Annotated in this window: 11 protein-coding genes; 3 read left to right on the forward strand and 8 right to left on the reverse strand. The window is 61.5% G+C overall.

All coding sequences use genetic code 11. The features are described from left to right. Genes H3V53_RS00735 through H3V53_RS00745 form a run of 3 tightly spaced genes read right to left on the reverse strand, consistent with a single transcriptional unit; the run spans position 1 to position 3,162 of the window. Positions 1-324, reverse strand: coding sequence for a 2Fe-2S iron-sulfur cluster-binding protein (locus tag H3V53_RS00735; RefSeq protein WP_336596257.1), 324 nt, complete (start codon positions 322-324; stop codon positions 1-3). A 26-nt stretch (positions 325-350) separates the two neighbouring features. After that, positions 351-1,787: a glutamine synthetase family protein gene (locus tag H3V53_RS00740; protein ID WP_336596258.1), complete on the reverse strand. Its 1,437-nt coding sequence runs from the start codon at positions 1,785-1,787 to the stop codon at positions 351-353. A 58-nt stretch (positions 1,788-1,845) separates the two neighbouring features. Beyond that, positions 1,846-3,162, reverse strand: a complete 1,317-nt coding sequence (locus H3V53_RS00745) for an aromatic ring-hydroxylating dioxygenase subunit alpha (RefSeq protein ID WP_336596259.1) — start codon at positions 3,160-3,162, stop codon at positions 1,846-1,848. Between the two features lie 384 nt (positions 3,163-3,546). Between H3V53_RS00745 and H3V53_RS00750 the strand changes: the two genes are divergently transcribed. Together H3V53_RS00750 and H3V53_RS00755 are read left to right on the forward strand one after the other, a co-directional pair. Further along, positions 3,547-4,278 carry a GntR family transcriptional regulator gene (locus H3V53_RS00750; RefSeq protein ID WP_054925929.1) on the forward strand — a complete coding sequence of 244 codons (732 nt, stop codon included), beginning with the start codon at positions 3,547-3,549 and terminating at the stop codon, positions 4,276-4,278. A 161-nt stretch (positions 4,279-4,439) separates the two neighbouring features. Further along, a complete protein-coding gene (locus H3V53_RS00755; protein ID WP_336596260.1) occupies positions 4,440-5,132 on the forward strand; it encodes a nitroreductase in 693 nt (230 codons plus the stop codon). Between the two features lie 18 nt (positions 5,133-5,150). Here the strand turns inward: H3V53_RS00755 and H3V53_RS00760 are convergent, their stop codons facing one another. Both H3V53_RS00760 and H3V53_RS00765 read right to left on the reverse strand, forming a co-directional pair. Continuing rightward, on the reverse strand, positions 5,151-5,468 hold the full coding sequence (locus H3V53_RS00760; protein WP_336596261.1) for a single-stranded DNA-binding protein: 318 nt from the start codon (positions 5,466-5,468) through the stop codon (positions 5,151-5,153). 84 nt (positions 5,469-5,552) lie between these two features. Further along, on the reverse strand, positions 5,553-6,605 hold the full coding sequence (locus H3V53_RS00765) for a GDSL-type esterase/lipase family protein (RefSeq protein WP_336596262.1): 1,053 nt from the start codon (positions 6,603-6,605) through the stop codon (positions 5,553-5,555). Between the two features lie 577 nt (positions 6,606-7,182). Here H3V53_RS00765 and H3V53_RS00770 point away from each other — a divergent pair. After that, positions 7,183-10,290 (forward strand): acetoacetate--CoA ligase, encoded by a 3,108-nt coding sequence (locus tag H3V53_RS00770; protein WP_336596263.1) that lies wholly within the window; start codon positions 7,183-7,185, stop codon positions 10,288-10,290. Between the two features lie 164 nt (positions 10,291-10,454). On the opposite strand, the gene H3V53_RS00775 is transcribed toward H3V53_RS00770, so the two are convergent. The 3 genes from H3V53_RS00775 to H3V53_RS00785 are packed head-to-tail and all read right to left on the reverse strand — an operon-like array spanning position 10,455 to position 12,265. Then, a complete protein-coding gene (locus H3V53_RS00775; RefSeq protein ID WP_336596264.1) occupies positions 10,455-11,150 on the reverse strand; it encodes a GntR family transcriptional regulator in 696 nt (231 codons plus the stop codon). Between the two features lie 57 nt (positions 11,151-11,207). After that, a complete protein-coding gene (gene hpxZ / locus H3V53_RS00780) occupies positions 11,208-11,606 on the reverse strand; it encodes an oxalurate catabolism protein HpxZ (protein WP_336596265.1) in 399 nt (132 codons plus the stop codon). Further along, the gene (locus tag H3V53_RS00785; RefSeq protein WP_336596266.1) at positions 11,606-12,265 is read right to left on the reverse strand and encodes a cysteine hydrolase family protein; all 660 of its coding nucleotides are present in this window, start codon (positions 12,263-12,265) and stop codon (positions 11,606-11,608) included. The genes hpxZ and H3V53_RS00785 overlap by 1 nt, the downstream gene beginning before the upstream one ends. Between the last annotated feature and the right edge of the window lie 3 nt (positions 12,266-12,268).

A 12,268-nucleotide genomic window follows, 5' to 3' on the forward strand; every position in this document is an offset into this window, starting at 1 on the left:
TCATCCCTGGCGCGGCGGAATCTGCACGACGAGTCCGTTCATCGCGGGCATCACGACGAGCTGGCAGCTCAGGCGGCTTTCGGGGCGGCGCCCGGCGGCCACGCCGTCGAGCAGTTCCAGTTCCGATTCGTCGGGTATCGGCAACTCGGCCGTCGACGATTCGTCGATATACACATGACAGGTCGCGCACGACAGGCAGCCGCCGCATTCGGCATCGATGCCGCGCACGTTGTGGTGAATCGCGGCTTCCATTACGCTGGTGCCGGCGCTCACGTCGATGGTGCGGCGCTCGCCGTCGCGCAGAATGTAGGTGACGATAGGCATGACTTCACTCCTTGATGGGAACGCCATCAGAACGTTTCGAAATACTCCCGGTGTTCCCACTCGGTCACTTCCAGGTTGAAGCGGTCGATCTCCGCCTGCTTGAGCTTGCAGAAGTAATCGACGAACGCACTGCCGAAGCCTTCGCGCAGACATTCGTCGGCGCGCAGCGCGGCGATGGCGTCGCTCAACGTGCGAGGCAGCGCGTCTGCGTGCGTTTCGTAGGGCGTATCCGCCGACGCCGGCAGTTCGAGCTTGCGCCGCAGTCCGTCGAGACCCGACAACACCTGTGAGCCGAAGTACAGATAGGGATTCGCCGTCGGCTCACCGACGCGGTTTTCGACGCGCGTCGCGCAATCGTTGGGACCGCCCAGCACGCGCAGCATCACGCCGCGGTTATCGCAGCCCCAGTTCGCGCGATCGGGCGCATTCGAGTACGGCCGGTAGCGGCGATAGCCGTTGATGGTCGGCGTGGACAAGGCCGTCGCGCCCTGCGCATGCGCGAGCAATCCTGCGAGATAGCGCTGGCCGGTGATGGAAAGTGGCGCGCCCGCATCAGTCGGCATGAATGCGTTCGTGCTGTCAGCGGCATGCACGAGCGACTGATGCAGATGCCACCCGCTCGACACCACGTTCGGAATGCGCGGACGGCACATGAAGGTCGCGTGATAGCCGTTGCGCTGGCAAATCTGCTTCACGGCGCTGCGAAACAGAATCATGTCGTCGGCGCTTTTCATGCCTTTGGTCGGTGCGAACGTGAACTCGAACTGGCTCGGGCCGTATTCGACTTCGAGCGAGCGCACGGGCAGCGCGAGTCCGTCGATGCCGCGCCTGAGCATTTCCATCACGCTATCGACAGCGTCGTAGCGCAACTCCGTCAGATACTGATAACCATGCGATAGCAATTCGATATCGGGCGGAATGCCGGGCTGTCCCGAATGCTCGGGCTTCATGTTCGGATCGGTGATCTTGAACACATGAAACTCGACTTCGAGGCCAGACATGAATTGGAAGCCGTAATTGCCGAGCTGCTCCAGCGCGCGCCGGAACAGATGGCGTGTCGCGAACGGCACGGGCCGGCCGTTCGCGAAGTACACGTCGCACAAGACCCAGCCCGTATGCGGCGCCCACGGCAGCACGCGGAAGGTTGTCGGATCGGCGACCATCAGCGTGTCGCAGGCGCCCTGCATTTCGGGCATATCGAAGCCGCCGCCCGCCGTAAACACGGGAAACACCGTGCGATGCGACGTATCTTTGGCGAGCAGCGTGCTCGTCAGCGTGACACCGCTCTTGAACGCCCGCATCGCCTCGTCGACGACGAGGGTCTTGCCGCGCAGCTGGCCGTGCTGATCGGGAAACGAAAAACGCACCACCTGTACGTCGCTTTCTTTCAACCGTTCCAGCAATGCGCCATACGCCCTGTGCTGATCGTCTGTCCACAGGCCGTGGGTTTCGACAAATGACATGTTGCTTCGCGCGGCCGCTCGACGGCCGCGCGCTCCATTGTGGTTGCGGGATTCGTCGTCAGGCTTTCGGTGCGGGCCAGGGCGCGGCTTCGCGACGCTTCACGTCGGAGGCTCTCCAGTAGTCGTCCCAGCCTTCGGCGGGGCCAATGCCGTCGATCGACGCCGGGCCCGTCAGATGTGCTGCCTGCTGTGCGTCGATCATCATCAGTGTCTTCTCGCCCGCCTGCGTCTTCTCGATTGCATCGACGAGCAGACGCCGGTACGCGATGATGCCCTTGTCGGTCGTGCCCAGGTGCTCGCGCGTCCGGTCCTGGATCGCGCCTTGCGATTCGACGGCCCACTGATCGTGCACGTTGATGTCGAAACCCATGCCGGTGTAGGTCTGGCTCTGCTGCTCGTCGGCGTCGAAGCCGTAGTGGTTGCGCTTGTTCTTGCGCGACGTGTAGTCCGGCAGTTCGTACAGTTCGAGCCGCTGCTCGCGCATCTGCGCCTTGTCGGTCGGCGCGCCGAAGCTCGTGAAAATCGCGCACCAGTAGCAGTTTTCGTCATCGACGGGCACGTGCCATTGCGTGATCGTCATTTCCGCGCTCATCGGAATCACGAACGCCTGCGGGAACACGACGTTGGTCACGCGCACGTGGGTCTGCGTGTCGTTTAGCGGACGTTTTGCGATCAGGCGAAGCCCGTAGTCGGCCGGACTGACGAGAATTTCCGGTGATTCGAATTCGCGCAGCACCTTGGTGACAGGCATATCCGAATCCGCCGACGCCCCGCGAAACTGCTTGCCGTAGCTCTCGCTCACGTCCTCGTCTTCGAAGAAGCGATGCAGAAACGACGCGTGCGCCGGGTCGATGCCGACTTCGAGCGCCTGCAGCCAGTTGCACTCGAACAGCCCCTTGAACGCGAAGGTGTACTCGGACGGCGCGGCGAAGCAGTCGAAGTTCGGAAACGCGGGCGGCTCTCCCCCGCCGATGTACGCGAACAGGATGCCGCTGCGCTCGACCACGGGATATGCGCTCTGCCGCACCTTCTTGCAAAGCGTGCTGCCGACGGGTTCGCCCGGCGTCGACAGGCAGTGTCCATCGACGTCGAACAGCCAGCCGTGGAAAGCGCAGCGCAGACCGCCCGCTTCGAGACGACCGGCCGCGAGGTCCGCGCCGCGATGCGGGCAGTCGCGATCGAGCATGCCGTAGCGCCCCTGCTCGTCCTTGAACACGACGAAGTCCTGGCCCATCAACCGCACCGCGCGGACGGGACGCTGCGCGGGCAGTTCCTCGACCAGCGCGACGGGCTGCCAGTAATTGCGCAGAAGCTGCCCGGCGGGCGTCCCCTTGCCAACGCGCGTGATCGTGTCGTTTTGCTGCGAACTCATCATGGTTTGCCTCCGGTTTCAATGAATGCAGGCGCAGGGTGTATGTATGCAAACCTTGCGCTGATGAGGACGAAGAATAGGACGCAGAATCCATATACGCAATGCCTGTATGCAACGCGTGGTCGTGCGGGCGCCGGAACAGCGCCCTAAATCTGATTTCTCGTCGGCTTATCGTATTGATTTAATGCACTATTTTTTAGACGATAGGGATTTATACCTGGCATAATATTTTGGTTCACGCTGCGCAAAGAATGTCGCTCTGCATACAGTGACGAACACGTGCTGTACAAGTAGCGAGCAATTCATGCCGATCAGCCCGCCAATGCACTACAATCAGGTGCACAAGTAGCGATGTCATCTCTGCCGCCAAGGCAGCCGGAGAACGAAATGGAATCCCAGCAAGAACGTGTGTTGGTGTATCTGCGCGACCTGATCCTAAAGGGCGAATTCGCCCCGGGGGAGCGGCTCGGTGAGGTCGCGCTGGCGGAGCGGCTGCAGGCGTCGCGTACGCCCGTTCGTCTCGCGCTCACGACGCTCGAACAGGAAGGTCTCGTCGAACCGTCGCCGGCAGGCGGCTATGTGATGCGGCGCATCACTGCCGCAGAGATCGCCGATGCGATTGCCGTGCGCGGACATCTCGAAGGCATGGCCGCCCGACTGGTTAGCGAGCATGGCGTGCCGCGCCAGTTGTCGAATGGATTGAACGAGTGTCTGCGCGCGGGCGACCGTCTGCTCGCCAAGTCGGAACTCGATCTCGACGATTACGCTGCGTACACGGACATGAACAACCGGTTTCACAAGCTGATCGTCGAGGGATCGGGCAATGCGGCCCTGATCCGCGCAATCGAAATGAACAACCGCCTGCCGTTCGCCGCGGCCAGCGCGATGCTGCCGATGCAGTCAGCCATCGAGGAAGGCCGTCAATGGCTCTTCATGGCGCATCAGCAGCATCACAGCCTGGTGCAGGCGATGGAACGCGGAGAAGGCACGCGAGCGCAATCGCTCGCCACAGAACACGTGCAGATCGCGCAACGCAATCTGACCTACGCGCTCGAACGGCCGGAGGTGTATCTGAAACTCGCGCCCGCATTGCAGCTGGTGGCGGAGGCAGTTCTATAGGCGCGATGTCTGCGTGTCGTGATCCGCATGTCGCGATTGCGCGGGTTGGACGCGGGTCAATCCTATCCGCTGCAATTTGGTCTTGCAGCTATTTCACCGCAGAGTGTCCCTGGCCCGTGTCATCATTGCTTTGACATATCCAAAGCCGTGGAGACCGGTAAATGAATCTGCATGCCTCTATTATCGACTCCATTATCCGATCGAGGACAGCCGTTCGCGTCTTTCGCCCCGACGCGGTATTGAAAGAGGACATCGTTGCGATTCTCGATGTGGCACGCACTGCACCCAGTAATTCGAACACGCAACCTTGGCGCGTCCACGTGCTCGGCGGTCGCATCAAAAAGCAGCTTGGCGATGCGCTAGCCTGCGCACACGCCGATGAAACCCATCCGCCGCTACGACACCTGCCGGAACCCTTGCCGGATTCGTTCAGGTCGAGGCAGGAAGATTTCGGGGTGCGCTATTACGGCGCACTCGGCATCGACAGAAAAGACATGGATGCGCGCGCACGGGCTACGGGCAGAAACTTCGATTTCTTCGGCGCCCCCGTCGGCATGATCTTCACGATCGATGCCTCTCTGCAGAAATACAGCTGGCTGGATTACGGGCTATTCCTTCAAACCATCATGATTGCCGCGCGTGCACGAGGACTCGATACATGCCCGCAGGTCTCGTTCGTGCGCTACCAGTCCGTCATTGCAAACCATCTTCAGATCGAACCGGGTCACGAAGTGGTTTGCGGCATGTCTCTCGGTTATGCGGACGATTTTTCTGTCGTCAACCGGCTCGACATGCCTCGCGAGCCGGTTGATCGCTTCGCAAGATTCGCCGGGTTTGACGAAGTGTGCGAGTGACAGGCATCAAACAGCACATCAGGCATCACCCTTGCGGCGTTCCTGATGAGCCGTCATGACCCTGTGCGCGACCATATCCATCGCGGGCTTGGTCAGGCCATTCTTGTCCGTCCATACCTTCGGGGTCAACGCCCCGCTCAGCGCGACGCTTTCTGCGTCAGACAGCGCGAGCAATGCGGTTTGCACCTCATCGTCGAACGCGATCACGTTGACGAAAATCGTATCGCCATCATTGGTGGTTGCCCGCACCTTGCACGTCACGTACCGTTTGCCGTTTTGCCCAGTGCCAATCTGAGCCTCGCCGTACAGGCGCCCGCCCACCAGTCCATCGATCATCTTCCTTCTCCTGTCCGGGCATCATCGCCACGAGGTTGCGCAGACACGTATTGCAACACAGGCGTCAGCGACGTGCCAAGCTGATCACTGGAGGCTCTTGAGATCCAATGCGCCCGCGATCGCCTGCATGCCCGCATCGTTCGGATGCAGGTTATCGCCGCTGTTAAACGCCGGCAGGAAGGAGGCCCGATCAGCGGGATCGCTCAGGGCGCGAGCCTGGTCCAGCACTGCATCGCAGCCGCTCGACGGGCTCAGCACGAACGCGTTGACCTGTTCGCGTGCAGTTTCAATCGCAGGCGTCCAGAACGGCGTGCCGCGAAACGGTGTCAACGTCGAGCAGATAACCTTGACGTTGACTCGATGCGCACGGGCAATCAACTGTTGGAACGCGCCCATCAGATCCTGTGCGCTGGCGGGTGTCGAGGAGTTGAGGTTGTTGACGGCATCGTCGGAGACGATGATCCACTTCACATCCGGCTGGTCCAACGCGTCGCGATCAAAGCGTTTGACGCCGGCTTCACCTCCGTCATCGGTGAAAAAGTTGTTGCCGCCAATTCCCTCGTTCAGCACACCGACCGCCATGTGAGCGTCGGACAGGCGCACGGCAAGATCGTTCGTCCAGCGGCGATTAGCGTTGCTGCTGGACGCGCGCCCGTCGGTGATAGACGCGCCGAACGCCACCACCGCGCCCCTTGCCTGCGCATTCTGGACATCGACGTTCGTCAGAAAATAATAAGCCTGGCCACTGGGATTCGTCGTGAAGCCCTTGAAGGCCGAATCGGCGCCGACGTTGCCCTGCGCGACATAAACGTCCTGTAGCGAGCTGTCGTGACCCGTCGGATGCGATGGCGTCTTGCCGGGCAAATACAGGCTGACGGCAACATCCGCGAGCGGCGGCACGTCGAACGGAACCGGGTCGCTTGCAATCGACGCACCGGCGGCCAGCGTCACGCCTTGTTGGCCTCCGAACGTCACCGTTCTGTTGCTGCTGGAGACCGTAGTGGGACCGCTATTGGGACTGCTGTCGCGCAAGGCGACATAAACGTTGCCGATCACGACCGGGTCGCTCCCGTAGAGGTTCGACACCCGCACGCGCACGGCAGATCCGCCGATGCTGCTGTGCACGATCTGGCGCACCGTCTGGTTGTTAAAGCCCTGTGCGCTAGTGACGGCTGGTGCGACAGCCCAGGTACCAACCCACGGAACCGCTGCGCCGGCACTCGCTCCCGCTCCCGCGCCCCCCCCCGCCGCCGCCGCCGCACGAAAGACAGACCACCGACAAAAGCGCGATCAGCGCGCGTTGAAGCCACGCGCCAGTGATAAGGTCGAAGCCTTGCAATCGGTCCATGGCTGCCTCTCGAAGCGGTCCGCGGACCGCAAGAACGTCAACCATGAAAGGGAGCACCTTTTATACCCGGGACTTCCTTGCTTTGCGCGCCTTCCCGTTGACTGTCCCGGCGCAGCATCACGGGAGATCACCGCCTGAATAGAGAGACGGAAAGACTTTCGCTGATTTGTTTGTTCATACCATCGCGGCGAATAAACGATAACGACTTTCGCGTATAGGCACAGCAAATGCGGCGTTCACAGCACCGGTACGCGCTGCGCGATTAAATGGGCAATTATCTCACTTGACGCTCGCTCTGCTGCAATCGCAAACCCGGTGCATTCGTCTCCGTTCGACGAATTCAATTTTCGAAGAATAAAGATATTGATGGAGCTTTCCGTGGATCAAGACCGTTTCTCCGAAGCGCCGCAATACTCAGCGGTCGACTCAGGGCGAATTCCAATTCATAACACCACGTCCCGGCGTTCGGCAACATCGCAAATGACCGCATTTACTGAGTTTTTACAGGCGCGTACCGGCAAGGTACTCAACAACTACCAGTCATTACACGATTATTCCGTCAAGGACTATCGCACATTCTGGGAGTGCTTTATTGAATGGGCTCAGGTCGACGTGTCCGGCAGCATAGCGCCCGTTTGCATCGGGGATGCATGCGAGCATGCGTGCTTCTTTCCGAATGTTCAGCTTAACTACACCCTGAATCTTCTTAACCTTGACGTGGCACCGGCCGATGCACCTGCGCTCACCGCATGCTACGCAGATGGGCGACGCGTGCATCTGACGCGCGGAGAACTGCGCGAGCGTGTAGCGCGCCTTGCACACGCTCTTTCGACCTTGGGCTTGCGCGATGGCGACCGCGTGGTGGCCATCATGCGTAACGACGTCGACGCGACGGTAACCGCGCTGGCAGTGAGCGCGCTCGGCGCAACGTTCTCGTCCGCTGCGCCCGACATGGGTGTCGAAGCTGTTCTCGATCGCTTTGCGCCGCTTGCACCGCGGCTGCTGTTCGCGCATGCCGCGGCGCGCGATTTCGACACAGGCATGCCAGTGGCAGAAAAAGTCGAGGCGCTCGCGGCCGCTCTGCCTTCCCTGCAGGGGCTCGTCTGCGCCGGTGATAAACGCGACCTGCCCGACACGCTCACGTTGCCCCGCTATTCACTTGACGAACTCATCGACGAAAGCGATGCCGCGCGCTTCGTTTGGCGTCGCTTTCCGTTCAATCATCCACTTTTCATCATGTTTTCGTCAGGCACGACGGGCAAGCCAAAGTGCATCGTGCACGGTGCAGGCGGCAGCCTGCTCGAGCATCTCAAGGAGCACCGGCTGCACAGCGACCTTCGGCCCGGTGACCGGATGTACTTTCACACCAGCTGCGCGTGGATGATGTGGAACTGGCAGTTATCGGCGCTTGCGTCTGGCGTCGAAATCGTCACTTACGATGGACCCATCTCCACGATCGATGTGTTGTGGCGACTCGTCGCCAACGAGCGTGTGACGGTGTTCGGCACAAGCCCCGCATATCTGAAGATGTGCGAGGACGCGGGCCTCGAGCCAGGGCGGCAGTTCGATCTTGGCGCACTACGCGCGATCATGTCGACGGGCGCGGTGCTCTACGACACGCAGTTCGACTGGGTGCGCGATCATGTCAAACCGCTGCCACTGCAGTCGATCTCGGGCGGCACCGATATCCTCGGCTGTTTCGTGCTTGGCCATCCCGACTTGCCGGTTTATACAGGAGAAGCGCAATGCAAGAGCCTTGCACTCGACGTTCAGGCATGGGATCAGGGAGAGCGCACCACGGGAATCGGTGAACTCGTCTGCGTGAATCCGTTTCCGTCACGCCCGCTAGGCTTTTATGGCGATATCGACGGCACGGCCTTTCACGCGGCCTATTTCGCCTGCAATCCAGGTGTGTGGACGCATGGCGATCTAATTGAGTTTTCGACTGAAGGCACGGCCCGCCTGCATGGCCGCTCCGACGGCATACTGAATGTACGGGGGATCAGGATCGCTCCAGCCGAAATCTATCGCGTGTTGAACGATATCCGGGAGATCCGCGACGCGATGGTCGTCGAGCACCGGCAAAGCGATATGCGCGCGGATCATACGGGCGCGGAAACACCTGCGCCGCGTATCGTACTGCTGCTGGTTTTGCAGGATGGCATCACGCTTACGGGCCCACTGGTCGCCCGAATACGCCGCGATCTCACACACCGCGCCTCGGGCGCGCACGTTCCAGACCGGATCATCGCGGTCCATGCATTGCCCGTCACACACAACGGCAAGCAATCCGAGCGCGCCGCCTTCAATGCGATCAACGGATTACCCTCCACCAACGTCTCAGCGCTGCGCAACCCTGAATGCCTCGACGCGATCCGCGACCATCCCGCGCTCAGACCCGCGACTCCCGAGCTGCCACCCGCCGGCGAGTCACGCGAACAACTCGAACGACATTTGCTGGCGCTATGGGAGCAACTGTTCGACTTCGCGCCGATCGGTCGCGAAGACAACTTCTTCGAACTGGGCGGCAATTCGCTCCTCGCGGCGAGGCTGCTCGCCGAAATACGCCTGTCCACAGGCCGCACGATTGCACCCGCGAAGCTGCTGATCGCGCCGACGGTCTCCAGCCTCGCTGCGCTCATCGAACAGGACGCATCGCAGCCGACGTCGCAGATTCTGGTGCCCATGCGCGAAGGAACGGGTACGCCGCTCTTCCTCGTGCATGGCTTGAGCGGCTCGGTGATGGAATGCGCGGCGCTGGTCCATACGCTGCGCAGCCCGCGCCCGGTCTTTGGACTGCAGGCACGCGGCCTCGACGGCGCCGAACCGATACAACGCCACGTCGAAGAAATGGCTGCCTGCTACATCAATGAGATGCGCACGGTACAACCGAATGGTCCCTATTCTGTGACCGGCTATTCGTTTGGCGGATTGGTCGCGTTTGAGATCGCACAACAACTGCGGCATGCGGGCGAGGAGGTCGAATTGCTGTGCCTGCTCGACCCTTACGTGTATGAACGCTGGCTGCCGTGGAGCGCATGGATGCGCCAATGCTACGGCCGCATCAGCGGCCAATGGCGCAAGCTGCGCGCGGTGCCGGCATCGGGGATGGCAGATTACCTTGCCGATCGGCTCCTGGTTGGAGCCGATCACGTGCGAATGCGTCTGGGCCACATGAGGCTGCGGCCGGACTCGACGATGGAAGGATTACCGCCCGTGCTCAGACAGGTGCGCGAAACGTTGGTACTGGCGATGACCCGCTACCGGCCGCCCCCTTACGATGCAGGACAGATCCTGTATGTCCGGGCCGCGACACGGCTGGACGAGCATGGCGACCCGATGCTGTTGTGGCAGCGAGTCGCACGCCGCGGCCTCGTCACTGCCGAGGTACCCGGCGGCCATGACAGTATGCTTGTCGAGCCGAACCTGCAGGTCGTGGCGGCATTGCTGGACACCGCTTTGACGAACACGTGACACGGCGAGGCTGGCGTTGCACGAGCAGTCACGCTGCGGTGTCGCTGCGGTGTCGCTGCTGACAGCGTGCATTGGCGATTGCGCGAGCGGGCGATCGCCCGTCCAGGTGCACATCGGCGGGCGCGCCACGGCGCGAGGTTAGCGCGGCACTACATTCCGGTGCGTCATCCCACGAACGGCAGCTTGCGGTCGCGTGCCTCCGTTAGCATCGACACGGTGATCTTGCGCACTTCCAGCTTGCTTTGCGTGATATGGGCGCGCAACAGCATCGCCGCTTCTCCGCACTTGCCCCGATCGATGAAGCGAAGCATCGTCGCATGCTCGTCGTATGTCGCGCTGGTGCGGTGCGGCTTCAGAAAATCCAGCCGACGCACGATGCGGATGCGCTCCGTCACTTCGTTGTGAACGCGCAGCATCTCACCGTTGCCGCTCGCGCGTACGAGCCCGCGATGGAAGTTCTCGTCCATGCCGAACATCGCGACGGGATCGCTTTCGCGTGCCTCGGGCGGTACGCACCAGATCGCCATCAGTGCATCGATCTCCGGATGCGGAGGAGCGGAGGTGGCGAGTTTGTCGAGCGACGCGGTCTCCAGCACAATCCGCAGGTCATAGAGCTGATCGAGTTGCGCAAAGTTGATCTCGGACACCTTCCAGCCACGTCTGAATCCGACTTCGAGGTAGCCTTCGCGCAACAGCCTGAACAGCGCATCGCGCATCGGCGTGCGGGACACGCCGTAATATTGGGCGATATCGGTTTCAGAAAAGCGGTCGCCCGGAAACAGGCGAAAGCTGAAGATGTCCTGCTTCAACTCCTGATACACCTGTTCGGCGAGCGGATTGGCGCTGTGAATGGAGCGCACTGTGTTGCTGTCCGTGAGTTTGGGCGAATTGATTCCGTGTCTCCCGCAAAGGCTCTTTCAGGGCGTTTCGATCAGGCTCACATGCGCCGCGACGATCAGCCATCCTTCGAACATATCCGATGGATCGCCGATGCGCGCCCATGTCTGCATCTGACGGCCGAGCAAGTGCGTGGCATCGCTCGTGAATTCGGTGCTCACGGTCGCATAGTCCGCGCCGAACGTCGTGACGACCGTGCGATGCAAACGCCGCGAACGCGGCACGGGCGCGCACGTCTCGCGCCAATGCCGGATGACGTCGCCGCCGTGCTGCACTTCAGCGATACCATAACGCACCGTCTCCGGCGCGTTCCAGAAAAGCGCGTTCATGGTTTCGACATCGTTATCGACAAGCGCACGTTCATATGCGATGAACGCGCGCTCGACTTCGGCTACGGTGTCGGGTCGATTCAATTCCATCAGCCCTCCAGTATGTCAGCAAGCGTCGCCGTCCATCCGACGATGCCGCCCTGCGAGCGGATCATCTCGATGGTCGCGGCCTTGAACGCAGGTATGTAGCTCGCTGTGGCGTCCTCGATCAACACGCAGTCGTAGCCACGGTCGTTGGCTTCGCGCATGCTCGTCTGTACGCAGACTTCCGTCGTCACGCCCGCAAACACGAGATGCGTGATACCACGCTCTGCGAGTTCTTCGCCGAGACGTGTCGCGTAGAACGCGCCCTTGCCCGGCTTGTCGATGACGATTTCGCCCGCCACGGGCGCAACGGCATCGACGATCGCATTGCCCGGCTCGCCGCGCACGAGAATGCGGCCCATCGGGCCCATATCGCCGATACGCGCGCTCGGCGCGCCGCGCAGCCGCTTCGCTTCCGGACAGTCCGACAGATCCGGCGCATGCGACTCGCGCGTGTGGACAACGAGCCAGTTGCTGTCGCGCGCATGCTCGATGAGACGCGCCACCGCCGGCACGATCGATGCGAGCAGCGACACATCGTTGCCAAGCGCCTCACCAAAGCCGCCCGGCTCGATGAAATCGCGCTGCATGTCGATGACGATCAGCGCCGTATGCGATGCATCGAACGTGAACGGCGAGGGCCGGGCATGCGAGACAGTCGGCATCGT

The sequence above is a fragment of the Paraburkholderia bengalensis genome (assembly GCF_037126505.1).
Taxonomy (GTDB): Bacteria; Pseudomonadota; Gammaproteobacteria; order Burkholderiales; family Burkholderiaceae; genus Paraburkholderia; species Paraburkholderia bengalensis.

Bases quoted from the DNA above. Each gene is read 5' to 3' on its own strand.
- H3V53_RS00735 (WP_336596257.1), bottom strand. From the start codon at position 324: ATGCCTATCGTCACCTACATTCTGCGCGACGGCGAGCGCCGCACCATC.
- H3V53_RS00740 (WP_336596258.1), bottom strand. From the start codon at position 1,787: ATGTCATTTGTCGAAACCCACGGCCTGTGGACAGACGATCAGCACAGG.
- H3V53_RS00745 (WP_336596259.1), bottom strand. From the start codon at position 3,162: ATGATGAGTTCGCAGCAAAACGACACGATCACGCGCGTTGGCAAGGGG.
- H3V53_RS00750 (WP_054925929.1), top strand. From the start codon at position 3,547: ATGGAATCCCAGCAAGAACGTGTGTTGGTGTATCTGCGCGACCTGATC.
- H3V53_RS00755 (WP_336596260.1), top strand. From the start codon at position 4,440: ATGAATCTGCATGCCTCTATTATCGACTCCATTATCCGATCGAGGACA.
- H3V53_RS00760 (WP_336596261.1), bottom strand. From the start codon at position 5,468: ATGATCGATGGACTGGTGGGCGGGCGCCTGTACGGCGAGGCTCAGATT.
- H3V53_RS00770 (WP_336596263.1), top strand. From the start codon at position 7,183: ATGGAGCTTTCCGTGGATCAAGACCGTTTCTCCGAAGCGCCGCAATAC.
- hpxZ (WP_336596265.1), bottom strand. From the start codon at position 11,606: ATGGAATTGAATCGACCCGACACCGTAGCCGAAGTCGAGCGCGCGTTC.
- H3V53_RS00785 (WP_336596266.1), bottom strand. From the start codon at position 12,265: ATGCCGACTGTCTCGCATGCCCGGCCCTCGCCGTTCACGTTCGATGCA.